20 protein-coding genes and 1 other RNA gene are annotated in these 22,391 nt (G+C 56.4%); 12 read left to right on the top strand and 9 right to left on the bottom strand.

Annotation, left to right across the window (positions count from 1 at the left end; all coding sequences use genetic code 11):
• The first annotated feature begins 2 nt into the window (after nucleotides 1-2).
• Genes lysS through ispF form a run of 3 tightly spaced genes read left to right on the top strand, consistent with a single transcriptional unit; the run spans nucleotide 3 to nucleotide 4,094 of the window.
• Nucleotides 3-1,475, top strand: a complete 1,473-nt coding sequence (lysS, locus tag SMC3_RS02950; protein WP_207799645.1) for a lysine--tRNA ligase — start codon at nucleotides 3-5, stop codon at nucleotides 1,473-1,475.
• Nucleotides 1,476-1,500: 25 nt separating this feature from the next.
• Entirely contained in the window at nucleotides 1,501-2,910 is a 1,410-nt protein-coding gene (locus SMC3_RS02955) for an AAA family ATPase (protein WP_119086876.1), read from the top strand.
• The gene (gene ispF, locus SMC3_RS02960; RefSeq protein WP_119086877.1) at nucleotides 2,907-4,094 is read left to right on the top strand and encodes a 2-C-methyl-D-erythritol 2,4-cyclodiphosphate synthase; all 1,188 of its coding nucleotides are present in this window, start codon (nucleotides 2,907-2,909) and stop codon (nucleotides 4,092-4,094) included. The genes SMC3_RS02955 and ispF overlap by 4 nt, the downstream gene beginning before the upstream one ends.
• Nucleotides 4,095-4,107: 13 nt before the next feature.
• Here ispF and ffs read toward each other — a convergent pair.
• From ffs to SMC3_RS03005, 9 genes are all read right to left on the bottom strand, one after another.
• Nucleotides 4,108-4,372: signal recognition particle sRNA large type (gene ffs / locus SMC3_RS02965), an RNA gene on the bottom strand.
• Between the two features lie 43 nt (nucleotides 4,373-4,415).
• Complete coding sequence (locus tag SMC3_RS02970; RefSeq protein WP_165846531.1) at nucleotides 4,416-5,468, bottom strand: PEGA domain-containing protein; 1,053 nt, start codon at nucleotides 5,466-5,468, stop codon at nucleotides 4,416-4,418.
• A 13-nt stretch (nucleotides 5,469-5,481) separates the two neighbouring features.
• Nucleotides 5,482-6,090 carry a dTMP kinase gene (gene tmk, locus SMC3_RS02975; protein WP_119086879.1) on the bottom strand — a complete coding sequence of 203 codons (609 nt, stop codon included), beginning with the start codon at nucleotides 6,088-6,090 and terminating at the stop codon, nucleotides 5,482-5,484.
• Entirely contained in the window at nucleotides 6,090-7,622 is a 1,533-nt protein-coding gene (locus SMC3_RS02980; RefSeq protein WP_119086880.1) for a R3H domain-containing nucleic acid-binding protein, read from the bottom strand. Before SMC3_RS02980 ends, tmk begins: the two co-directional genes overlap by 1 nt.
• A complete protein-coding gene (locus tag SMC3_RS02985) occupies nucleotides 7,586-8,269 on the bottom strand; it encodes a deoxynucleoside kinase (RefSeq protein WP_119089810.1) in 684 nt (227 codons plus the stop codon). The genes SMC3_RS02980 and SMC3_RS02985 overlap by 37 nt, the downstream gene beginning before the upstream one ends.
• Nucleotides 8,266-9,795 (bottom strand): hypothetical protein, encoded by a 1,530-nt coding sequence (locus SMC3_RS02990; RefSeq protein ID WP_119086882.1) that lies wholly within the window; start codon nucleotides 9,793-9,795, stop codon nucleotides 8,266-8,268. The genes SMC3_RS02985 and SMC3_RS02990 overlap by 4 nt, the downstream gene beginning before the upstream one ends.
• A 140-nt stretch (nucleotides 9,796-9,935) precedes the next feature.
• Nucleotides 9,936-10,847: a hypothetical protein gene (locus SMC3_RS02995; RefSeq protein ID WP_126851534.1), complete on the bottom strand. Its 912-nt coding sequence runs from the start codon at nucleotides 10,845-10,847 to the stop codon at nucleotides 9,936-9,938.
• Complete coding sequence (locus SMC3_RS03000; protein WP_119089811.1) at nucleotides 10,766-12,370, bottom strand: peptidylprolyl isomerase; 1,605 nt, start codon at nucleotides 12,368-12,370, stop codon at nucleotides 10,766-10,768. Before SMC3_RS03000 ends, SMC3_RS02995 begins: the two co-directional genes overlap by 82 nt.
• A 78-nt stretch (nucleotides 12,371-12,448) precedes the next feature.
• Complete coding sequence (locus SMC3_RS03005) at nucleotides 12,449-13,252, bottom strand: biotin/lipoate A/B protein ligase family protein (RefSeq protein ID WP_119086885.1); 804 nt, start codon at nucleotides 13,250-13,252, stop codon at nucleotides 12,449-12,451.
• 115 nt (nucleotides 13,253-13,367) lie between these two features.
• On the opposite strand from SMC3_RS03005, the gene SMC3_RS03010 reads away from it, so the two are divergent.
• The 9 genes from SMC3_RS03010 to dut all read left to right on the top strand — a co-directional run bounded on the left by SMC3_RS03010 (nucleotide 13,368) and on the right by dut (nucleotide 22,390).
• Complete coding sequence (locus SMC3_RS03010; protein WP_207799646.1) at nucleotides 13,368-14,105, top strand: class I SAM-dependent methyltransferase; 738 nt, start codon at nucleotides 13,368-13,370, stop codon at nucleotides 14,103-14,105.
• 1 nt (nucleotide 14,106) lies between these two features.
• Nucleotides 14,107-15,021, top strand: a complete 915-nt coding sequence (gene cdaA / locus SMC3_RS03015) for a diadenylate cyclase CdaA (RefSeq protein ID WP_119086887.1) — start codon at nucleotides 14,107-14,109, stop codon at nucleotides 15,019-15,021.
• Nucleotides 15,008-16,231, top strand: coding sequence for a YbbR-like domain-containing protein (locus tag SMC3_RS03020; protein WP_119086888.1), 1,224 nt, complete (start codon nucleotides 15,008-15,010; stop codon nucleotides 16,229-16,231). The genes cdaA and SMC3_RS03020 overlap by 14 nt, the downstream gene beginning before the upstream one ends.
• 75 nt (nucleotides 16,232-16,306) lie before the next feature.
• Complete coding sequence (locus SMC3_RS03025) at nucleotides 16,307-17,215, top strand: tRNA pseudouridine synthase B (protein WP_126850779.1); 909 nt, start codon at nucleotides 16,307-16,309, stop codon at nucleotides 17,213-17,215.
• On the top strand, nucleotides 17,188-18,162 hold the full coding sequence (locus SMC3_RS03030) for a bifunctional riboflavin kinase/FAD synthetase (RefSeq protein ID WP_119086890.1): 975 nt from the start codon (nucleotides 17,188-17,190) through the stop codon (nucleotides 18,160-18,162). The genes SMC3_RS03025 and SMC3_RS03030 overlap by 28 nt, the downstream gene beginning before the upstream one ends.
• A 131-nt stretch (nucleotides 18,163-18,293) precedes the next feature.
• Entirely contained in the window at nucleotides 18,294-18,560 is a 267-nt protein-coding gene (gene rpsO, locus SMC3_RS03035; RefSeq protein WP_119085079.1) for a 30S ribosomal protein S15, read from the top strand.
• A gap of 6 nt (nucleotides 18,561-18,566) precedes the next feature.
• Complete coding sequence (locus SMC3_RS03040) at nucleotides 18,567-20,714, top strand: polyribonucleotide nucleotidyltransferase (RefSeq protein ID WP_119086891.1); 2,148 nt, start codon at nucleotides 18,567-18,569, stop codon at nucleotides 20,712-20,714.
• On the top strand, nucleotides 20,689-21,954 hold the full coding sequence (locus SMC3_RS03045) for a M16 family metallopeptidase (RefSeq protein WP_165846532.1): 1,266 nt from the start codon (nucleotides 20,689-20,691) through the stop codon (nucleotides 21,952-21,954). Before SMC3_RS03040 ends, SMC3_RS03045 begins: the two co-directional genes overlap by 26 nt.
• The gene (gene dut / locus SMC3_RS03050) at nucleotides 21,935-22,390 is read left to right on the top strand and encodes a dUTP diphosphatase (RefSeq protein ID WP_119086893.1); all 456 of its coding nucleotides are present in this window, start codon (nucleotides 21,935-21,937) and stop codon (nucleotides 22,388-22,390) included. Before SMC3_RS03045 ends, dut begins: the two co-directional genes overlap by 20 nt.
• Nucleotide 22,391 lies beyond the last annotated feature (1 nt).

Genomic DNA, 22,391 nt, shown 5'->3' on the forward strand with positions numbered 1-22,391 from the left:
TCGTGCTGGAACTCAACGAGGTTGAGCAGAGCCGCAAAGACAAGATCGGGGAGCTTCGCGAACAGGGAATCGACCCGTTCGGACACAGTTTTGGGGACGCACTTGCGGCAGCCTACATCGCGGAGCACTTTGATGAGCTGGGAGACGGGACGGTTCGTGCCAGAGGGCGCGTCATGGCTGTTCGTGGCCACGGGAAGGCGTGTTTCCTGGTGTTGGCAGACATGTCCGGGAGGATCCAGCTGTATGTGCGCTCTGACGACCTCAAAGAGCCTGCCTATGACTGGTTCAAGAAGTATGTCGATTCTGGTGACATCATTGGTGTCGAGGGAACACTGTTCATAACGAAGACCGGAGAGAAGACCATCGCTGTCGCACGACTGTGGGTTCTGTCGAAGGCGATCCGTACGTTGCCCGAGAAGTTTCATGGTCTCACGGATGTTGAAATCCGCTATCGCCAGCGCTACGTCGATCTCATCGTCAACCCCGAGGTTCGAGACGCTTTTGAGAAGAGGTCTCGTATGGTTTCGCATATCCGGACATATCTGACGGAGCGAGGGTATCTTGAGGTCGAGACGCCGATGCTTCAACCAATTGCAGGCGGTGCAACTGCGCGTCCGTTTGTGACTCATCACAATGCACTTGATCAGGATCTGTTCTTGCGCATTGCCCCGGAATTGTACCTGAAGAGGCTTCTGGTCGGCGGTTTCGAGAAAGTCTTCGAGATCAACCGGAGTTTCAGGAACGAGGGCATTGACACGATTCACAATCCAGAATTCACGATGATGGAACTGTACGAAGCCTATTCAGACCTTGATGGCATGATGAGCCTGACCGAGAACCTCATCCTTGATCTGGTCGACAAGGTCACGGGTATGCCGCAGGTGCATATGGGCGAGCGACTGATCAACTTCACCCGTCCATTTGCACGGACTACGTTCGACGAGGCCATGCAGAAGTACGCGGGCGTTGGTCTGGAAGAGTTGCGTGATGAGGGGCTGGCGCGTCGTAAGATCGCAGAATTCGGTATTCATATGGACAAGTCATTCGAATATGCCAACGTCGTGAATGAAGTGTTCGACAAGATGGTTGAGCCCAACTTCATCGACCCGACGTTTGTGCATGACTATCCCGTGGAAATATCTCCGCTTGCCAAGCGCATGGCGGAACAGCCGCAGAGAGTCCAGCGCTTTGAGCTTTTTGCCGGCGGGATGGAGCTTGCCAATGCCTTCACCGAACTCAATGACCCCATGGACCAGGAAGAAAGGTTTACGCAGCAGGTTGCCGCGAAAGCCAGGGGCGATGACGAAAGCCAATCCATGGATTTCGACTACGTGCGTGCTCTGCAGTACGGCATGCCGCCTGCGGGTGGACTAGGTATTGGTATCGACAGGCTGGTCATGCTTCTGCTCGGTGTGGAGTCTATCCGTGAGGTTATTCTGTTCCCTCAGCTGAAGCGAAGGGAGCCACAGGACTGACGTTCTTGTCTCAACATAGGAGGGCATGATGGCGAAGCCCCAAGTTCAGTACAGGTGCAGCGAGTGTGGACATATCAGTGTCTCGAAACTCGGAAAGTGCTCCGAGTGCGGGGCTTGGGGCTCCTTTGTTGAGGATGTCCCCGAAATCGAGGTCACGGCACGACCGGCATCGAGAGTGCCGATTTCCGGGATACTGCCCGCTGAGGCGGAGCTGGAAGTCGCAGTGGAGAATGTTCAGCCTGAGCAGCGAATGGTGACTGACATTGAACCGTGGGACGAAGTACTGGGAGGAGGTCTGGTGGTCGGTTCTGCCGTCCTTGTGGGAGGGGAGCCTGGCATCGGGAAGTCGACTCTTGTCCTTCAGGCGGCAACGGCTCTAGGGCGACATGGAAAGGTACTATACGTGAGCGGTGAGGAGTCTCGCTCCCAAATCCTCGGGCGCGTTCGGCGACTGGGACTGGACCCAAAGAACCTTCTCCTGGCTACCACCAATTCGCTTGCTGATGCGCTGGCCATGGCTGATCGAGCTAGGCCGGTTGCGCTGGTCATGGACTCGCTGCAGTCGTTCTCGACGGAGGAGGATTTCTTCGGATCCGGTACACCGGCTCAACTGAAGATCACCGCTGCCGCTATTGCCGGGTTCTCCAAGAAGTCTGGAGTGGCAGCGCTGATCATTGGGCACGTGACCAAGGACGGGACGATTGCGGGTCCCAAGTACGTCGAGCATCTGGTCGACGCCGTCCTCTACATGGAGGGAGACCGATTTGGTGCTTACAGACTGCTAAGGTCAGGGAAGAATCGCTATGGGAAGAGTGGGGAGACCGGGTTCTTCGAGATGACCTCGACAGGGCTCGTACCCATTTCCGATCCGTCGAGCGCGTTCGTGACCGACGTGCACAACCTTCAGCCAGGGTCTGTGGTAGTCCCTGCAGCTCAGGGGAGTTTTGCAGTACTCGTGGAGGTGCAGTCTCTGGCCGCTACCAGCTACCTGCCGTCCCCGCGCCGCATTGCGACCGGACTGGACTATGGCAGGCTCATGATCGCGCTGGCGATAATCGAACGCAGAGCGGGCACGAGCGCCGGAGGCAGAGACGTGTACGTCAATATCTCAGGTGATTTTTCGGTTGAGGATCGAGGTATCGACCTCGGCGTCGGCCTGTCGCTGTACAGTGCGATACGTAACGTGGCAATGCGTGACGGGGTCATGCCAATCGCGGAGGTCGGTCTCGCAGGAGACCTGCGCCCCGTGTTCAACTTGCACCGGCGCATCGAGCTGGGGGCACGTATGGGGTTCAGGGAGTTCATCGTGAGTGATAAGGCTCGCGATGACCTTTCGGACCTCCACGGTCTGACGATTCATCGAAAACGCTATGTGAGTGAGGCAATTGCTGCCAGTTTTCCGCGAGTCTCCGATGCCGGAGGCGAGTCGCAGTGAAGGCTGTCAGAGCCCATCGACCGAGTCTTGCCGCCATTGTCGTGGCGGCTGGAAGCAGTACCCGGTTTGGAGGGAACAAGCTTTTCGCTCCGTTCGCGGGGAAACCGCTCATCTGCACTACCTTGGAGTCAGTATGCCAGGCTCCCGTGTGCCGGCTGGTTCTGGTCTGCAGACCGGAGGATCGTGCGAAGATGGAGAAATGCGTCACCCGGGCAGCCCTTTCACGCCGCGTGCAGGTGGTTCTGGCGAGCGGAGGCCCAACGCGAGCCGAAAGCGTTCTCAACGGCCTCAAGACACTCGCAGACAATGGTGCTTCCGATCAGGACTGGGTTCTGGTCCATGACGGGGCTCGTCCCCTGGTCTGCAGAGTGCTTCTCAAGAGACTGGTCGCGGCCAGGGATACGGGAGACATTGTCGTACCCGTGATTCCAGTGGTCGACTCATTGCGGCGAACGTCGGAAGGCAGGACAGAAATACTGGACAGGAGAGGAGTCGTTGCCGTACAGACACCTCAGTTCTGCCGAGTGGCGACTCTGCGGTCTGCGTATCTCAACTGTGCAGATAGTGCATCGTTTGGTGACGAGGCGGCGCTCATCGAGTCAAGTGGTGGGCAGGTCGTGACTGTTGAAGGCGACGTTCAGAACATGAAGGTGACGGTGCCGGGCGATGCTGAGTTTCTTGAAGCGGCATTCAGCGCAAGAGCCAGGACCGTGGTCGGGTTCGGTTACGACGTCCATCGGTTCGTTTCCGGGCGACCGTTGATCCTTGGCGGTATCAGGATCGCCTCGGAACTGGGGCTTGACGGGACATCAGACGCCGACGCTGTCCTGCATGCGGTCATGGACGCTGTCCTCGGGTGCGCTGGGGCGGGAGACATCGGCGGCATGTTTCCATCATCAGACGAGCAGTACGTGGGAATCGACAGCACCGTGCTTCTGGGACGCGTCATGGCGGATAGAAGGATTCGCAGACTGAGGATCGTTTCGGCGGACATCACTATTGTCGCTGAGAGGCCGAGACTGCGGGATTACCAGGTTCCCATGCAGAGGAGGCTCGCGCGCCTCCTTGGACTTAGGTCGACTGATGTCGACGTCAAGGTGACGGGTAACGATGCGATAGGCTGGATCGGCAGGGGTGAGGGCATAGCCGTTCTCTGTGTTATGACTGCTCTCCATCCAAGGTAGGAGGAAGAAAAGGCCGTACGCTGAGCACTTGTTGCGCAGACCTCCGGCGTGGTCGACTGTCTCCGGCTCCAGTTGCATCGGGCCACGGCACATGTTCTACTCAGTACTGTTGCTTCCTTCCGGACCTGGCAGAGTTCAGAGCTTCCCATTGCATGGTTTGCAGCCTTCAACGCCTTCAACAGGGACTGTTTCGGAAACGTGCGCCCCGCATGCTCAGCATGGACCCCGGTGAGCGGATTCCGGGCAACAGGGCACCGCTGTCTCCCCGTCCTGTACGGCTTCAGTAGTATATGCGCTGAGATGTTCCCAGTCAACCTGTCGCTACTGCAACTTTGTGAGGGCGATGGAGAGGCGACTCGTCTGTCCTTTGGACACTGTTGCCTCACCCGACCATGGAAGATACCCCGGCAGTTCCAGGTCAACCTCATGCGTGCCCTCCTTCAGCTTGCTGAAGGTGAAGGGCGTGATCTGACCTGTAGCCTGACCGTCGATTGTAATGGACGCTCCAGCAGGATCAGTGGAGATGGCAAGCTCACCGAGCTCAAGGTCGAACTTGTATTGCTTTGCCAGAAGGACCCCTGCTTTAATCGAGAGCGTGTCGGTGATGTCCGTGCTCCCATCCAGTTTCAGTGTCAGAGCATAGTCACCGACAGGGAGGGAGTCGATCTTCAACGGTGTCACCCCGCGCGACTTGCCGTCCATGATGACTTGAGCTCCGGTGGGGTCTGATACGATGCTTAGCTTGCCAAAGGCCTGTTTTAGAGCGAAATCCTGCGTGCCCTGTGTTGCATCGGAAAGGTCGACAGTGCGCGAGATTGCCGCGTAGCCCTTGAGGGAAATCACTAGCCCATAGTTGCGTGGTTTGAGGCCTATCAACGTCAAAGGCGTGATGCCTTTGTTCGCTCCATCGAGTGTCACTGTTGCACCGGGCGGGGTAGACGTGATGATCAGTGAGTAGGCAGCGTGCGTCATGTTTGCAATGACTTGCGTGGTGGATCCCCTTGCTGCTGTTGTGGTGCCGTTCCAGGTGTCCCAGCCAGACATGCGGATCTGTATTGCATGGGTCCCCGGGGTCACGTGGGGCAGCACTAGTGGCGTCGTCCCGACCTGCAGTTCGTCGAGGAACACGGTCGCTCCTGATGGAAATGATCGGATATTCAGGCTGGCTGCTCTTCCCTGGAGAAGAAAGAAGACCGCCGCAGCCGCGACTGCAGCGATCAGTACAAACATGATCCAGATCCTGCTTCTGCGAGGGCGCCGTGGAGCTGGTGCGGGCACACTGGTTTCAACAGGAGTTTGTACCGTGCGTGACTCATGAAGGCTTCCGAGAAGTTCGTCGATGCGGTCAGGTTCCTGAGAATGCCGTTCGGACATGTTCATACCTCCCTTATTCCAGTCGCTTCAACACTGCCTTGAGCACGTCGCTGAAGACATCATCCACAGGACGAGCCGCGTCGATGGTCACCCATCGTTCCGGCTGGCTTGTGGCCATGTCCAGAAAGGCGCGGCGCACGACGTCGAGGAATGGGCCTCGTTGTTCGATCCGGTCGAGGTCAGTCTTCCGAGCCAGGGCAACACGCGGATCGATATCCAGAAGCAGCGTCAGGTCAGGGACCATGCCCGAGGTGACGATATCCATGAGTCGCTCGACTCGTTCTTTGCCGACGTTTCCTGCAATCCCCTGATAGGCAATAGATGAATCTGAAAATCTTTCGCCAATGACGATTTCACCGCGTTCGAGTGCAGGGATTATGACCTCATCAATGTCCTGTCTGCGGTCGGCCGCGAACAGCAGTACTTCAGAGAACAGGGACAGGTTGAGTTCATCATGCACGAGGATCGTTCGGAGCTTACGTCCGAGCATAGTTCCTCCCGGCTCGAATGTGTGCGTGACAAGAAATCGTCGCTCGGTCAGGGCCCGCTTGAGCCGTTCAGCTTGCGTGCTCTTGCCGCATCCATCGATTCCCTCGAAGGTCAGAAAGAAGGCGCGTCGCATCACACTGCTCCTGGTGGCCCTTGAGTCGGCTTCATCGCCGGAGAGTACACGACCACGCGCCGGAATGGCTCGATGCCTTCGCTCTCACTGAACAACCCAAGTCGTTCTGCCAGTCTGTGTTGCATCCGTCGCTCGAAGGCACCGGAATACGGCAGTTCACGCGAGGTCGAGGAAACGACGGCTTCGCGCATGAGATGAATCCAGGAAGCATACTGGTCTTTGTCCACGGACATCGAGTGGATGCGTCTGAGGAGGTCCTTGATGGCAGCCAGACTGTTCTTGCTGGTTGTATACAACGGCAATCCGAGTGCCTCGGCTCGTTCTACAAGAAATGGCTTCTTGGCTGCGAGTGTGTCACTGAGCAGCACGATGTCTGCATCCTCCATCGTGCGGGCGACCCGTACGTCGGCATGCAGACTGTGAGAAGCTCGCTCGATGTAGCTCTGGCTGACTCCCTGGATGTAGAGTCTGACGCTGGAATCCTGCGTCCATAGCTGCTCGGTGCCAGGTTGTGAAGTGGGAGCCTCTCCCTGATGAGGAGGTTCGATCATAAACTCCTTGCCGGCTGTCCTCCTGCGTATCTCGGGTTGCACGTCGAAGCCGCGCAGAACTCTGTCGACGACGTCTGCCAGGTCACGATATACAGCCAGAACATCGCGTTCACGCAGTTCTACGAGGACGTCAAATGTGGGAGCAGACTTGCGTTCGAGAACGCTCTTCTGTGTCCCGCGGCGCTGTGCTTCTTCATCACCCAGCGTAACCGTCTGGATACCTCCGAGCAAGTCGATGAGGGTCGGGTTGGTGATAAGGTTGCCCAGATCGTTGCCATGTGCCGTTCCAATGAGTTCGACGCCGCGCTCAGCGATTGTCCGGCATGCTTGCGCCTCTTCGATGCGGCCGATTTCATCTATGACGATGACTTCGGGATTGTGGTTTTCCACTGCTTCGATCATAATGTCGTGCTGCTCTTTGTTGAGCGGTACCTGCATGCGACGAGAAGATCCGACACCGGGATGGGGGACGTCACCATCCCCACCGATCTCATTGCTGGTATCCACGATGATGACGCGTTTATTCAGCGTATCGCTCATGTACCGGGAAGCTTCGCGCAACAGCGTTGTCTTGCCTATGCCCGGTCGGCCCAGTATCAGGATGCTCGAGCCTTTCTTGACGAGGTCTTCGATGATTTCGATCTTGCCGTATAGGGCACGCCCGACCCGGCACGTCAGCCCGACCACATCGTTGTGCCTGTTCCGGATGGCGGAAATGCGATGCAGTGTCTGTTCGATTCCGCCCCGGTTGTCACGGTCGAATTCTCCGACTTTCTGGACGATGAAGTCGATGTCCCCCTTCGTGACCGTGCTCTCGCTCAGGGGAACGAAGTCGAATTCGAACCGAGCTTCAGGGACACGTCCGAGGTCCAGCACGACCTCGACGAGCTCGTCGAATCGGTCGAGCCCCTCGAGTGCCTCCTGCAGAGGTTCGGGAAAGATGCTCAGGAATGCCTGGGTATCGTAGTCGTGTGCTGCCATGTCAGTCCTTTTTGCAGAAGCGCTTCAGCAATGCGATCGGTGACCCTCTCATACTCACCGAAGAGACTGAACAGATCAAGATCGTCTGTATCGATGACAATCAGGGGGGCGCGCAAAAACGAGCTTGCCCATCCATCGTAACGTTCGTTGAGTTTTCGAAGGTAGGAAGAGGGCAGGGACTTCTCGAACGAACGTCCCCGCGACTGTATACGTCGTGAGAGTGTTCTTGTGGATGCACGGAGATAGACAACGAGGTCAGGTACCGGGAGGTTCTCCAGCAGGTACTCGTACAGTTGCAGGTAGATCTGGTATTCGACGCGCGGGAGCGCTGTACGGGCGAATATTTCTGCATCTTCATACAGAGTGCGGTCCACGATCTTGGCATGATTCAGGATGCCGGCTTCCTTAAAGAGTCTCACTCGTTGTGTGAGGAAGAAGAGCTGTGACTGTATTCCCCATCGCTTAGGATCATCGTAGTAGAGTTTGAGGAAAGGGTTCTGTTTGACCGGCTCAGGGAGCAAAGTGAGCCCCCACTTGTCGGCAAGATGACGGGTCAGGGTGGACTTTCCTACGCCGATGTTGCCGGCGATGGCAAGGAACAGGGGATGGTCGCCGCCGGCCATCGTGAGCTGAGACTCACCGCTCATGGATTCTTGAGCTGGGCCGGGTCGAACGTACCCTGCTCGAAGATATTTTGGTAGAACGAGGCCCAGGAGACTTTCTTGTTGCTGGTCCGGGAGATTCTGCGCATTTCGCGGAAGTGAGTGCGGAACATAAACCGAGCGAGAGAGACGCCAAAATCGAATGTGGCAATCGATGAGAACGACGATGCAAGATCAGGAGGCAACGGGACGCGTTCCTGAAGGAACGAGCAGGCATCATGATGGGACAGCCTGTTCTGAAGGATCTCGATATCAAGAGCAGCCGCTGCGTCCTCGATGAGGAGTTGGAGCGTCGTAAGCAGACTGTTCTGCGGTGTCAGCATGCCGTCGAGGTTTGCGATGTTCTGTAGTTCGAACAGGGAAAGTGCCGTGATGAATACCTCTCGTTGAACGTGAAATGCCAGACATGGGTCCCAGCTGCTGATTGCGGTCTGGACGTAGGCTTTGCCAGGGAAATACGTCATCATGAGAGCGATCTCGGGCGAAAGCCAGCGACGGGAAGACGTTATCGGGCAGACGGTCTGTCGGTGGTCAAGTGAGGCACCCTTCAGGGCAACCGCTTCTGGATCATCATATGCCGGACGAGCCCCGAGTTCATTCCCTAACACGGGTACGGACTTGAGTCTGTAACCAGGGAAAAACGAGTGGAGTCGGGGGAAATCCTTGTTCATCCAGTCATCGATGGTTGCTTGATCCAGGCGTCGCGCGAGAGAAGCCCGGAGAACGTCATTGACAACCTCGTCGGTGCTTCTGGAGGCATCAAGCTGGGCAGCGGTCTCGCTCAATTGACGCTTCAACGCTTCTGTCTCATGTTCCAGATGCTCCTGTGCTTCCTTCGTGCTGACCTCTTCGAGTGAAGGCAGCAGGACAGAGAGTATTGGGTCCCGGGTGGAATCGCCTGTACTGGTGGAGTGAGCCAGCCGTGGTTCGAGTCTACTCATGTACTGGCGTGCCTTAAGGATGCGCTCAGCAATAGCCTGCTTGTCATCGAAGCGGCTGGCCCTGTCTTCCGCGAAGAGGAGATATTGGTCAATGATGTGCAATTCCTCCAGAGCCAATTCCTGGTGGGAACCTGAACGCAGCTGGATTTGTTCTGCAGGCGCGGTCGGGGGTGTCGACAGTTCTTCGAGCCGGCGAACGAGAGCTTTCCCACGGACGTATGCGGGGATCTCCGTCATATACAGCAACTGGTAGAGGCCCCGCCGGGTATTGCGTAGCTGCCAGAGAGTGTCCCCGAAATACCCGGCTCCAATCAGGACGGACAAACTATCCATGTACGGACGAAGGATGAGCGCTGACCGGCGCTCGCTGTTGCTAAGCTTTTCTTGTTCGAGCTTTGTAAGCGCTTCACGTTTGTCGTCGAGAAACTGCTGCATCTGCGCAGCGTTTGCGGCCGAGAAGTCTCCCAGATGATAGAGGTATCTGTGTGTTCCTGCACTGAGCGCATCCACGGGAAGGAAGTAGCTGGTTTCATCGTGGATGTCTTGAAGCAGTTCGTTGTACTTGGTCAATGCGGGCAGAGTCTGAGGACTGTTCTGGTGGGTGTCCGTTCTGGGGCGTCTGCTGCGAGGCGGACGGTTTGACTTCGGACTAGTGTTCCTGGGGTTCTCCGGGGCGGTCGAACCAGCCGGAGCCTCTCTTCGTGGGCGTGTCACGAGCCTGCGTCGACCTTCAGTGTCTCAAATGAATCCGGGATCTGGATGTCAAACATGATGTCCCACCACCTCATGAACTGCTTGTAGCGTGTATCGCCGTTCACAAGACTGCTCTCCTTCTTGAGTAACTGCGCCCGATTCTCAAGGATCAGCTGAAACTTCTTGTTCGCCAAAGCATCTTTCGCAAGCTTTGCGCTTGTCTGCTCGAAGGTGAGCTGGCGACCGGCCGCGTCCGTATAGTTCCAGCCCCATGTAGCAAAGTACTCGCGCACTTCAGCTGACGACACCGTGGTATCCTTTGTCAGGGTCTCTTCATACGCTTTGGAAGTAGCCCAGAGCTGGATGTACGAGCGCATAGCCGGAGACCGCAGTCTCTCGGTCTCGCTCGTGTCGTCTGATGAGGAGTGGTCCTTCACATAGGCCTCGACAGCGGCGTCGATGGCCGATGGGCTCACGATGATTCCCTGTCGCAGAGCTTCGTCGGATTGAGCGCGCATAACAATGAGTCGTTGAATGGCTTCCGTCTTCAACCCTGCAGCAAGATACTGCGTCTTTGGGTCTGAGGGGTCACCGAGATCCACTCGTGTGTTGTAGTGGTCGCTGGTCTCGTCGAATGGCAGGTCGACAATCATTGCGGAGACATGTTCTTCAATAACTGGCTTGCGATTGACGTAGAAGACGACGTTGCGTGAACGTACTACCGGGACGGCAACGATTGTTGCCACAAGGGCGACCAGGAGAAGCGATGCCACAATGATGAAGGCCGTCGGGTGCGCCTGGACTGTGGTTTTTCTGGATGAATCGATGCCGTCTTTCGCAAGCATCGCTATTGCGCTGATGGAGTGGTTGGCACGTCCGTGGCTGCCGGAGTCGTCGTTGTTCCCTTGCCGGTAGCTTTGACGACCCACCGCCCAATTGCTCCGAACACCTTGCCAATGCCACGGCTATACCATCGGGTGATACGTGACCATTGACCTTCGCGAACGGGAAATTGCACCTTGAGTTTGGTCACCATGGTGGTCTTTGCGTCTGCCTTTCGTTCATCTTCCAGAGCGGTCTTGACTGTGTCATACGTAGCCTTGTCACTTAGGGTCGATTTCACAAACGGTTTTCGGTCCAGAAGCTGGACGATCTCATAAGAAGAGCCATCGACAAAGGGTTTTGAGTACTGGCCGGTTTTCAGACTGCTGAGGGCGCTGAAGCGGGTCTCATCGCCCACGCTCGAGAAATAGTCCAGGATTCCTCCCGTCTTGGCGTCGGCATCGGTAGAATATTTCGTGATCGCGGCCTTGAACGACAAACCCTTCTGGAGCTCTGCATACACTTTGTTTGCAAGGGTCTCCGCAGCCTTTGCTCCAGCTGTCTGATCTCCGGTTCCGAAGCCGAGGACGATGTGCGCGGCTTTCGCCGTCTCGGCCGTGTCATAGATTGCGCTGACAGGTTCCTGAGCGATCTTGTGAATGATATGGAAGCCGAAACTGGTCTGGATGGGTCCTACGATGTCGCCCGTCTTGGCGGCGAAGGCTGCAGTTTCGAATTCTTTGACCATCTGTCCGTTGGTAAAGAAGCCCAGAGCCTCGTAGGTAGCATATCCTGGGGTCTTCTTGTTGAGCTCGGCCGCTTTCTCCTGCGCGTACTTGGCGAAATCGAATGTGGCATTTTCAGCCTTCTGTTTCACGACCTCGTCATAGATGGCCTGAGCGACCTTCTTTTTCGCAGCGATTGTCGAAGAAGAGTCATTGTCAGCGTCTATATTGATGAGGAGATGGTCGGCGTTGACCCGTCCCTGAGAGGCAAAGTAGGTCCTGACATCGGCGTCCGAGACGGTGACGCTGGCATTGATCTCGGCAGTCACTGCGTCAGCAAGTTGCTGCCGTTCGACAAATGGCTGAATCTGAGGGCGCAGCGTGGCTTTGAACTTATCCAGCGAGCCATACTGAGCTATGACGGCGTCATTGAAGCCCTGAGTGTCCGTACCAAACTGCTGCTGTGACTGCGCGACGGCACTCTCGACTTCTGTGTCGAGAGCCGTCTTCAGCTTGGCCGGGTCGATCGTCATATTCTTGGATTTGGCATATTGGATGAACAGCTCCTGCTCGATTGAGCTGTCTATAGCGTCCTGGTGAACGGACTTGAGCGTGCTGGCATTCTCTGCAGCTGTCAGATCCATTCCGTACTGCTTATACATGTCTATATAATTCTGGACTCGCGCCGTGATATCGGACTGGAGGATTTTTCCGGTGCCGACCTGATATGCTATCGTTCCGGTAACGCTCTTGATTGCAAAGAGGGAACCCCATGTGGCGAGCGCTACGATGAGCACGAGCGCAATGACTCGCATGACAACGGGAAACCGATCCTTGTGGTACGTCCCCGGCTTCTCGACGAGTCCCTCCTTGCGTTCCTGTCTGATCCTGCTTTCTTTTCCCATCCTGTCACTCCTCGGTCGAGTCTGCCTCTGTGGACAGACGACTCAGATAATAATCATAGAACTATACCATGATTCCTCTCATCTTAAAGCGTTCCAGTCTTCTCTGCCGTATTTCCGAGCGACAATGCCGGCGGCGTTGACTACCTCTCGCTGAGTAAGAGAATCGGCAAGGAGACGGACACCTTCGGCAGCCGAGAAGGCTGCAACGAGTGCATTTGCCATTTCGCCGAATGAGACAGCTCGGTGAGTCTCGTCGCTGACGCTGGTCATAAGACGAGCGGCCCGCCGTGCGGCATCGTGCACGTTTGGCTGGGATGTTCGGACTATGGCAAAGAGCTTTTCCAGGTCGTTCTTCAGGATGATTGAGCCGTGCTGGAGGAACCCGTCCCGCGTTCGCATCTGTGCCGAACCGACAATTTTCCTTTGAGAAGCAACGATGTCGGTGGTCCCCGGCGCGGTGAAGCACGATGCGGACACAAAGCCAGTGGAGCCATGTGGGGCAAGTGTGGCTGATACTCCAACAGCCAGGAGAGCCGCGACAATCGGCCCGCATATCCACTCGTATGACGCCTCCAGCCCCAGAGCATAGAGAGGATCCGAGTGCGGTATCGATACTGAGTAGGTGACTTCCATGTCGTGGAGCACTGCTCTGCCTCCTGTAGGACGTCGGACCCACGCAACATGTCTCCTGTCCATTTCGGTGAAGTCCAGAGCCTCTGAAGCTCGCTGAGCGAAGCCAAGGGATGCGGTGGCAGGTGTCCACCCATAGAAACGGAGAACTGGAACGCCCGACGTGCAGGCAGTGTCAAACAGTGCCTCGTCTGTGGCCATGTTCTCATATGGAGTGCCGATGCCGGACATGATGCATCGCCAAGTTCTCATGCCAATATGCTAAGGGTATGGACGCCACTGTCAAGGAAGAGCTGAGTGAAGACAAGTCCAAGAGCTGCTTTCGTGTTGCATTTTGGCCGTGATGCCTTAATATTTATGACATATGATGAGCACAGACTGGACACAGGAGTACTTTGACGATACATACAGACGCCTCTTTCTGGACACGGTAGAACCGGCCAGAACAAGGTACCAGGTGCAGCAGCTCCTGAGGCTGTGCGCAGTGCTCCCTGGAGCCGCCGTTCTCGATGTTGGATGCGGTGTTGGACGACATAGCATCGAGCTTGCGAGACTTGGGTTCAGGGTAACGGGCGTGGACATGAATGCAGATTACATCGCTGCGTGTCGCGAGCGTACTGCGCAGCTGGGCTTGAAAGCCGAGTTCTATGCAATGGACAGTCGTGTCATGAAACTTCACGTGAGAGCAGATCTGTCCATCTCTCTCTGGAGCTCATTCGGCTACTATGGTGAGATCGGTGACCTGCAGATACTTCAGAGAGTCTCGGAGCACACGAGACGGGGCGGGCATGTCGTCGTAGACGTCGAGAACCGTGACTACATCGTGAAGCACTTCGTACCCGAAGAATGGCATGAAAATGAGCAGGGGCTTGTCTGTGAGAAGCGTCGATTCGATGCGGTGGGCGGCACTGTTTCCACGAGACGCATTGTCCTGAGCGGGGGAGAGCGTTGCGAGTACCGTCGCGTGCTGCGTATGTATACTGTAGCGGAGATGGCAGCGCTGTTTGAGGCAGCGGGACTGCAGCCCGAACGCTGGTGCGGTGACTATGATGGATCACGGTTTGGACCTGAGTCCAAACGCATGATCGCTATTGCTGAGAGGTGATATGGTTTTCCTGCAGAGGTTTTTTGCTGACCTGTTCGTGAATCTTACGCTAGGACGAGGCATTTCTATCGTCATCGACGTCGCTCTGACATCCCTTCTCTTCTACGCTGTCCTGAGACTCATCTCAAACACGCGTGCACTGCAGTTGGCTCAAGGTCTCGTGATCTACTATCTGCTCGTGTTCGGAGTCGAGTGGCTTAGTCTCAAAGCTGGGCTGCTGGCTCTCAACAGTGTATTCAGTTGGTTGCGCAGTTTCTCGACGTCGTTCCTTCCGCTGCTGCTTGTCATGGTCTTCCAGCCAGAACTGCGACGGATGCTCGGTCGACTTGGCAGCAGCAAGCTGGTGTCATCTGACACGCACACCCAGTTCACGGACGTCCATGACTGGGAAGAGTCTGTTGACGAGATTGTGAAGAGTGTCAAGTACCTGTCGATGAACCGGATCGGGGCACTCATCTGCCTGCAAAGACAAACGGGTCTCGAAGACTATGTCGAAACGGGAGTCCGGCTTGACGCTCTGGTGAGAGCCGAAACACTGTCCACGCTTTTCTACCCCAACAGCGCGCTCCATGATGGTGGTGTCATCATAGCGAGCAATCGTGTCGTTGCTGCGAGGTGTCTATTCCCGTTGACTGCAAGCGCGGACCTGGAACGTGGACTTGGAACAAGGCACCGTGCTGCCATCGGTATTACGGAGGAGACTGACTCCATTGTTGTCGTCGTATCTGAGCAGACGGGAGTCATTTCTCTTGCAGTACGCGGTAAATTGACACGCTATCTGAGCCCACTTGAACTCAGAGGAATGCTGCTGGTCATGACAAAGCCCATAGCCAGCGAGCACAGGTTCAACTTGGCCGGATTCTTCCGTAGACGGAAGTCCAACGAACAACAGGGAGGTGGAGATGGCCAAGCGTAATATCGGCGCTATGTTGTTCAACTCCAAGATCATCTCTGTGCTCCTGGCCGTTCTGCTCTGGGTCTACGTCGTTGGCATCCGGGGTCCCAACACGACGAAATCCGTAGAGGCCCAGTTGATGGCAGTGAATGTACCTCAGGGATACGTACTGGCGGGCACGCTCCCGACGGTTACTGTTACGCTGAGTGGTCCCATGAATACGCTCTGGAACATCACGGGTGGCTATGTGACACCTACGGTCGATTTACGGGGAAGAAGCGAGGGCTCCTTCATTACATCGGTTCAAGCCCAGGTTGTTGGGCTTACTGGCGTGACAGTGGAGACCGTTGCTCCCAACGAAGTCAATGTCCAGCTTGAGCGCCTTGAGACGATCACTGTCCCTGTCCACGCAGAAGTGAGCGGCACCCTACCCCTGAGTCTGGTCCTCGGGACCCTCCGGATTGAGCCTGGGTCCATCGAGGTATCGGGTCCCGGTTCGCTCGTGAGTCAAGTGAAGGATGCAGCGCTGGTCGTTGCATTGGACAAACTAGGAGCGGCCACAGGCGGCAATCTCACGATTGCTGGGGACGTCGTTGCCTATGATGCTAGCGGTAATGTAGTTGAGGGCGTGCTGTTGTCTCCGCGGTCGGCAGTTGCTATTCTGCCGATTCTTGATGCTGCAACCGTGAAGACGGTGCCGGTCATTCCGACTGTCATCGGGCATCCGATGAGTGGATACGCCGTGGCAAGCGGCTCATGCACCCCAGCAATAGTCATGGTCACGGGAACGGCAGCGGTGCTCAGTCGGGTTCAGGCGGTTTCAACGGTTGCGGTTGACGTCTCAGGCGAATCGGTATCTCTCACGAAACAAGTCAACTTGGTCCTTCCGCAGGGAGTCTCGCTTTTGGGTGGAAGCAAGGCCGTGTCAAGTCATGTCGTCATCGAGCAGGTTGTCGTTCTTGCTATCCCGGACGTGCCGATCGAGGTTCGAGGAGCTGGGTCGGGATGGCAGGTGTCCCTTAGTACAACGTCCGCATCAGTCCTCATCAGCGGGACGAATTCCGTCGTCATGGCTCTTCATTCTTCCCAGATCAAGACATATGTCGATGTTAGCCAGCCTGCGCTCGCTGATGGTAGCTACGCAGTCTCAGTGGACGGGCTGACACAGGGAGTTGTTTCTGCTATGGTGACGCCGTCTTCGGTTGATGCTATTGTGCAGAAGGGACCGTAGCGGACGCATGGCTGCCATGATGAGTCCAACCTGGGGCACAACAGGCATCCACGCTTGCGACTTGGCGTCCGACCTGTGAGTACCTCACATCCTGAAGGCTTCTTTGCGCTGTTCAAACCCAGCGGCTTGAGCAGTGCTGGCGCTCTGCGCGTCGTCAAGGGGATTCTGAGCGCGGACAAGGCCGGCTTTCTGGGAACGCTGGATGTGCCCGCAATGGGAGTGCTTCCTGTTGCTGTTGGCTCTGCAACGAAGCTCATCTCCTTTCTTCCGCCGAGCGAAAAGGAGTATGTCGGCGAGCTCGTTCTGGGGATCACCACGATCACCGACGACATGGAGGGGGAAGTTATTGAGCGCAGGGGTGCCACGGGTCTCGAGGATGTGGTCGTGAAGGAAGCTATCGAAAGCGTGACAGCACAGACGGAGCAGGTTCCCCCGCACGTTTCAGCCAAGCACCAGGATGGCGTACGAGGATACAAGGCAATGCGAGGTCAGGGCCGCCTCATCGATTTTGCTCCGGTCCCGGTAACGGTGCGGCGGTTCAGTGTGCTTCAGGAGCGGCAGGACGCTGATCTTCGTCGTATCGTATTTCGCATGACGGTGACCCCGGGCTTTTATGTGCGTGGATTCTGTCGGGATGTGGGAGCTATCCTGGGGTGTGGTGGATGCATGGGGCGACTCCTGCGTACTGGAGCTCACGGGTTTGGCGTTAGTGACACACTGTCACTGGCAACGCTGCGGCGCAGGGTGCAGGCGGGTGACCTGTCATTTCTCACGTGGGGCGAGACAGACGCTGGTCTTCTGTCGACACTGCCACAGATATCTCTTAACGATGTGCAGTGGAGCGCATTTGTGCATGGGCTGGCCGTGGACTGCGACATGGGGGACGGAACCACCGCTATGGTGAAGTGTCCCGATGGTCGACTGGGTGGTGTGGCGGCAGGCAGGACCGGGAAGGCATGGCCGCTGAAAGTGTTCAGCGAGTGAGCAGTATCTATCTGTCGTCTTCGGAGTTTCCTGGGATCGCTTCCGCTATCGCGGTAGGGGCCTTCGACGGTTTTCACGTCGGTCACCAGCGGATTGTCCGGGAGCTTGTCGATTGCGGTCATGAAGCATCTCTTGCCACTGTTATCTATACCTTCCGACGGAACCCGAAACTAACGACTCGGGGTATCCAGGGTCTCCTGACGACGAACAGCGAGCGTGTTGAATTTGCTGAGAAGACCGGGGTCGACTCCATTGTCCTCGAGGATTTCTCGGCTCGTTTCCAGGGATTGCCTGCTGAGGCCTTCGTAAGTGAGATCCTTATCAGCCGCCTGAATGCACGTGTTGTTGTCGTAGGTCGGGACTTCCATTTCGGCAAGGGCCGCGTCGGCGACGCGGAGATGATGTCCCGAATCCTCGACAACGCGGGGCGCAGACTTATCATCGTTGCCCCAGTGATGGTCGACGGGGAACCGTGCTCCAGCTCGATTATCCGCACGTCCATCGCGGAGGGTGACGTGGAACGCGCAGCAAGGCTCCTCGGTCGTTCTTACTCCATTGAGGGAGTTATCGTCACCGGAAACCAGATGGGCGGGCGCCTTGGTTTCCCGACAGCAAATGTCGAGGTGCCCGATCCGGTGAAATTGCTCCCCGGCAATGGTGTATATGCGGTACGAGCTGTGGTAGATGGGGTAATTGTGAATGGCGTCTGCAATATTGGCGTTCGTCCGACGATCGTTGCCGCATCGAGGCGAACCGTCGAAGTACATCTGTTCGACTTTGACCGGCAAGTATATGGGCATCTGGTGTCTGTACAGTTTGCGGCCCACCTTCGCGAGGAGGTGCATTTTGCCTCGCCGGCCGCGCTAGTGAAACAGATTTCGCGCGACGTACTCAGGGCGCGTGCCATCCTTGGGTCTGTCGACGGCCGCCAGGGAATGGCAAAGTGAAGCCTTTTGTTGACCGGTTTTCCTTTACTTGTTCTGCGTTTCTGGTACAATTCTAGTACATTTCTCCCGCACTCGGTCCCTCGTTCCGGCTGGACGTGAGACTGGGTCATGGGACACCTTGGAGGTACAACATGCTTACAGCCGAAGAGAAGTCAAAGATTATCGGTGAGTTCAAACTCAGTGAAGACGATACCGGCTCGTTTGAAGTTCAGGTAGCGATGCTATCGAAGCGCATTCTTGCGCTTACAGAGCATCTTCAGAGCCATCGGAAGGATTTCAGTTCCAAGCGTGGGCTCTACAAGCTGGTCGGAGAGCGCCGGAGACTCCTCAGCAGTCTAAGACGCGTCGACGAGGACCGTTATGCTTCATTGATCAAGCGGCTGGGAATCCGCAAGTAGGAGCCAATGTTGGAGAATAATGAGATAAAGACCGTTCGCGGTAGTATTGCAGGCAAGCCTGTCACGTATGAAACTGGACGTCTGGCTAAGCAGGCCGGCGGAGCTGTTCTGGCGACCATGGGTGGCACTGTCGTGCTCGCCGCAGTTACTGTCAGCAATAGTGCGAAGGAAGGACTCGACTTCTTTCCCCTGACTGTTGACTATTTTGAGAAAATGTATGCAGCCGGGAAGATCCCGGGTGGATTCTACAAGAGAGAAGGACGTCCCAGTGAGCGCGAGATTCTTCGTTCGCGACTCATCGACCGGTCGATTCGTCCTCTGTTTCCCAAACACTTCCGTCGGGAAGTGCAGGTCATCGTCTACGTACTGTCTGCCGATGGAGAGAATTCGCCGGACGTGTTGGCCATCAACGCGGTATCGGCGGCGGCGCTTATCAGCAATGCCCCGTTCGTTGACGCAGTCGCGGCAGTGAGGGTCGGCAAGATCAATGGTGAACTTGTTTTCAACCCTTCCTCTTCTGCGATCGACGAAAGCATACTCGATCTTATCGTGTCTGGAACGGCCAATGGCATTCTCATGGTCGAATCCGGGGCTCGCGAGATTAGTGAAGCAGAGATGGTTGAGGCCTTGGTACTGGCACAGGAACCGATCAAAGAGACATGCCGCATGGAGGAAGAGCTTCGCGTTCAGGCTGGCAAGGAGAAGATCGTCGTCCCCGAGCTGAAGTTTGATGCAGCTATCCAGAACGAAGCTCGTTCCATGGTTATGGAGCGTCTTCCTCTGGTACTTAAAGACAAGGAGAAGCTGAAGAAGGAGAAGATCCTTGATGAGTTCAAGGGCGAACTTGCCACCGAATTGCTGGCGAAGTACCCTGAAAGTGGTCTGGCCATCGGCGAGGTTCTTGACGCGGAGATCAAGCATTTCATCCGTCATCGTGTCGTGACTGAAGGCGTGCGTATCGATGGTCGCGCTCCTGAAGAGATTCGGCCCATTGGGGTCGATGTTGGTGTTCTTCCGATGAGCCATGGCTCGGGGTTGTTTTCCCGAGGTCAGACGCAGGTTCTTTCGATTGTCACCCTCGGAGGAAAGAAAGAGGGTCAGTTGGTCGAGAGCCTCGAGGAAGAGGTTACAAAGCACTACATGCACTATTACAACTTCCCTCCCTTCTCGGTGGGCGAGACCCGTCCCATGCGAGGGCCTGGGCGTCGCGAGATTGGCCACGGTGCACTGGGAGAGAGAGCGCTGTTGCCCGTTATTCCTGATGAGAGCGAGTTCCCATACTCGATTCGCGTTGTCTCTGAGGTGCTTGAGTCGAATGGCTCGACGTCACAGGCTTCCATTTGTGGCAGTACCTTGGCTCTTATGGATGCTGGAGTGCCGATCACGGCGCCGGTTGCCGGCATTGCGATGGGCCTGATGAAAGAGGGCGACAAGAGTGTCATCCTGACCGATATCCAGGGAGCTGAGGATGCCAATGGCGACATGGACTTCAAGGTCGCGGGCACTGCGAAGGGTATCACGGCATTGCAGATGGACATCAAGATTCACAGTGTCGACAGCGATCTGCTGTCTGCAGCGCTGGATCATGCCCGCACTGCGCGCCTCTTCATTCTGGACAAGATGCTGTCGGTTCTTCCTGCTCCTCGTGGTGAAGTCAATCCGCTGGCTCCGCGCATCTTCACGATGCATATTCCCGGAGACAAGATCGGGGCTCTCATCGGCCCTGGTGGCAAGGTCATCAAGAAGATCATTGCCGACACCGGGTGTGACATCGACATTGAGGATGATGGCTCAGTGTTTGTGACTGCACCAGACGGAGCCAAGGGTCAGATTGCAATGGATGCGATCAACGCGATTACCGAGGATATTGTTGTGGGTAAGGTCTACATGGGCAAGGTCACCGAGTTGCGCGACTTTGGCGCTTTCGTAGAAATCGCACCCGGCAAGTCTGGCCTGCTGCACGTCTCACAGATATCGGACTCATATGTCAAGGACATCCATTCCGTGCTCAAGGTCGGCGAACAGATTCTTGTAAAAACCCTGCCTCTCAAGGATGATGGCAAGATTTCTCTGACCCGTAAGGGCCTAGCTGCTGGGAATGCCGACAAGGCTTCCACTGAGTCTGGCGATGACCACCACCATGGTGATCAATAGCGGAGAGCGCAAACCGGAAGTCATAACGCTCAGCAACGGCATTCGCGTCGTTTTTGACGTTGACAAAGGGCACCCGACCGCTGCGGTCGGGGCCCTTGTTGCTAGTGGCTCCCGGTTTGAGGACGAACATACGCGTGGGTTGAGTCACTTCATGGAGCATATCTTGTTCAAAGGCACAGAGCATCGAAGTTCACTTGAGATTTCGTCAGCTATCGAGAATGTGGGCGGTGAGCTGAATGCATTCACCGACACCCAGTACACGATGTTCTATATGCGTGTTCCGGCAATCCACACATCTCTCGCTCTCGATGTGCTGTCCGACATCCTCCTGCATCCTTTGTTCGACCCTGCTGCCATCGAGCTTGAGCGCAGAGTCATCGAACAGGAGATCTACTCATTTGAGGACAGTCCCGACGACGTCGTCACGGATGAACTTCTCAAAGGGGTCTATGGAAGCGACCCTGTTGCGTCGAATCCGCTGGGAACCGTAGAGTCAGTGCGTTCGTTCAGGCGGAGCGACTTTGTCGACTATTTCCACAGGCATTTTGTTGCCCCCGACATCGTTCTTTCCCTTGCGGGAGACGTCGATGTCGAGACATCGGCACGTTTCCTCGAGGATTCCTTTGGGCGGCTTGCGAAGGGACCAGGCAGGGCCGAGTGGGGAATCCCCGTCCGGGCTGCTGTCTGCAGAGAGACAGAGCGCCCCACGGAGCAGGTATATATGGCGATGGCGCTCCCCGGCTTCGCCCAATATTCGAAGCAGGGATCCATTCTGAATCTCGTCTCCAGTATCTTCGGGGGCAACATGTCGAGTCGCCTGTTCCAGAGGGCCCGCGAGAAGGAGGCTCTTGTCTACAGCATTGGTTCTTTTCCCATGAGTTTCAGCAATACTGGATTGCTTGGCGTCTCGGCCGAAAGTTCGCCCGAGAACGCTTCGCGTGTCCAGCAGGTCATCCGCGAGGAGATCGAGAACATGCGGCAGGACAAGATTAGCATGGCTGAGCTTCAGCATGCCAAGGAGACTGTTCTCGGCGGATTTCTGCTGTCGCTGGAATCCTTCTTCCGTCGCATGCACCGAAACGCCTCCGAGCTCTATATGAGAGACCGGATACGGACGGTCGCGGACGTCACCGAACAGGTCAACTCGATCACGCTCGGCGAAGCATTGGGCGTCATCGATGACGTTTTTGACACCTCCCAGCTGGCAGTGTCGATTGTTCATGGACCCGAAAAACTCTGAGTTGCGTGTAGGCGTTAGCAGGCTGGTTCCACGCGCAGGACAGCTGGCGCGCGCAACGCCAGGGTCATCAGGCTATGATCTTGCAAGTGCAGAAGACGGGGAGCTGACTATCCTGCCTGGCGCCGTTGCGCTCGTGCGGACGGGGTTGGCACTTGAGTTGCCTCCTGGCCTCGAAGGACAGGTTCGCAGTCGCTCCGGCCTGGCAGCCAGAAGCGGTGTTTTTGTCCTCAATTCGCCAGGCACCATTGACAGCGACTACCGTGGCGAAGTGAAGGTTGTACTGGCGAACTTTGGCGACGCCCCGTTTTCGGTGTTCCCGGGAGATCGCATCGCGCAGTTGGTGTTCATAGAGGTTCCGAACGTTTGTCTTGTGGCCGTCGACGAAATGACGCCGACCGAGAGGGGGGCCGGTGGCTTTGGGTCCTCAGGTGTCTAAC

Source organism: Candidatus Cryosericum hinesii (assembly GCF_003570985.1).
GTDB classification, from domain to species: domain Bacteria; phylum Caldisericota; class Caldisericia; order Cryosericales; family Cryosericaceae; genus Cryosericum; species Cryosericum hinesii.

What these genes read in the sequence shown, in the direction of transcription:
- SMC3_RS02985 (WP_119089810.1), bottom strand. Translation starts at nt 8,269, where the DNA reads ATGAGCGGTGAGTCTCAGCTCACGATGGCCGGCGGCGACCATCCCCTG.
- SMC3_RS03010 (WP_207799646.1), top strand. Translation starts at nt 13,368, where the DNA reads ATGAGCACAGACTGGACACAGGAGTACTTTGACGATACATACAGACGC.
- SMC3_RS02980 (WP_119086880.1), bottom strand. Translation starts at nt 7,622, where the DNA reads ATGGCAGCACACGACTACGATACCCAGGCATTCCTGAGCATCTTTCCC.
- rpsO (WP_119085079.1), top strand. Translation starts at nt 18,294, where the DNA reads ATGCTTACAGCCGAAGAGAAGTCAAAGATTATCGGTGAGTTCAAACTC.
- tmk (WP_119086879.1), bottom strand. Translation starts at nt 6,090, where the DNA reads ATGCGACGCGCCTTCTTTCTGACCTTCGAGGGAATCGATGGATGCGGC.
- cdaA (WP_119086887.1), top strand. Translation starts at nt 14,107, where the DNA reads ATGGTTTTCCTGCAGAGGTTTTTTGCTGACCTGTTCGTGAATCTTACG.
- SMC3_RS03020 (WP_119086888.1), top strand. Translation starts at nt 15,008, where the DNA reads ATGGCCAAGCGTAATATCGGCGCTATGTTGTTCAACTCCAAGATCATC.
- SMC3_RS03045 (WP_165846532.1), top strand. Translation starts at nt 20,689, where the DNA reads ATGACCACCACCATGGTGATCAATAGCGGAGAGCGCAAACCGGAAGTC.
- SMC3_RS02970 (WP_165846531.1), bottom strand. Translation starts at nt 5,468, where the DNA reads ATGTCCGAACGGCATTCTCAGGAACCTGACCGCATCGACGAACTTCTC.
- dut (WP_119086893.1), top strand. Translation starts at nt 21,935, where the DNA reads ATGGACCCGAAAAACTCTGAGTTGCGTGTAGGCGTTAGCAGGCTGGTT.
- SMC3_RS03030 (WP_119086890.1), top strand. Translation starts at nt 17,188, where the DNA reads ATGGCCGCTGAAAGTGTTCAGCGAGTGAGCAGTATCTATCTGTCGTCT.
- SMC3_RS03005 (WP_119086885.1), bottom strand. Translation starts at nt 13,252, where the DNA reads ATGAGAACTTGGCGATGCATCATGTCCGGCATCGGCACTCCATATGAG.
- SMC3_RS03040 (WP_119086891.1), top strand. Translation starts at nt 18,567, where the DNA reads ATGTTGGAGAATAATGAGATAAAGACCGTTCGCGGTAGTATTGCAGGC.
- SMC3_RS03000 (WP_119089811.1), bottom strand. Translation starts at nt 12,370, where the DNA reads ATGGGAAAAGAAAGCAGGATCAGACAGGAACGCAAGGAGGGACTCGTC.
- SMC3_RS02955 (WP_119086876.1), top strand. Translation starts at nt 1,501, where the DNA reads ATGATGGCGAAGCCCCAAGTTCAGTACAGGTGCAGCGAGTGTGGACAT.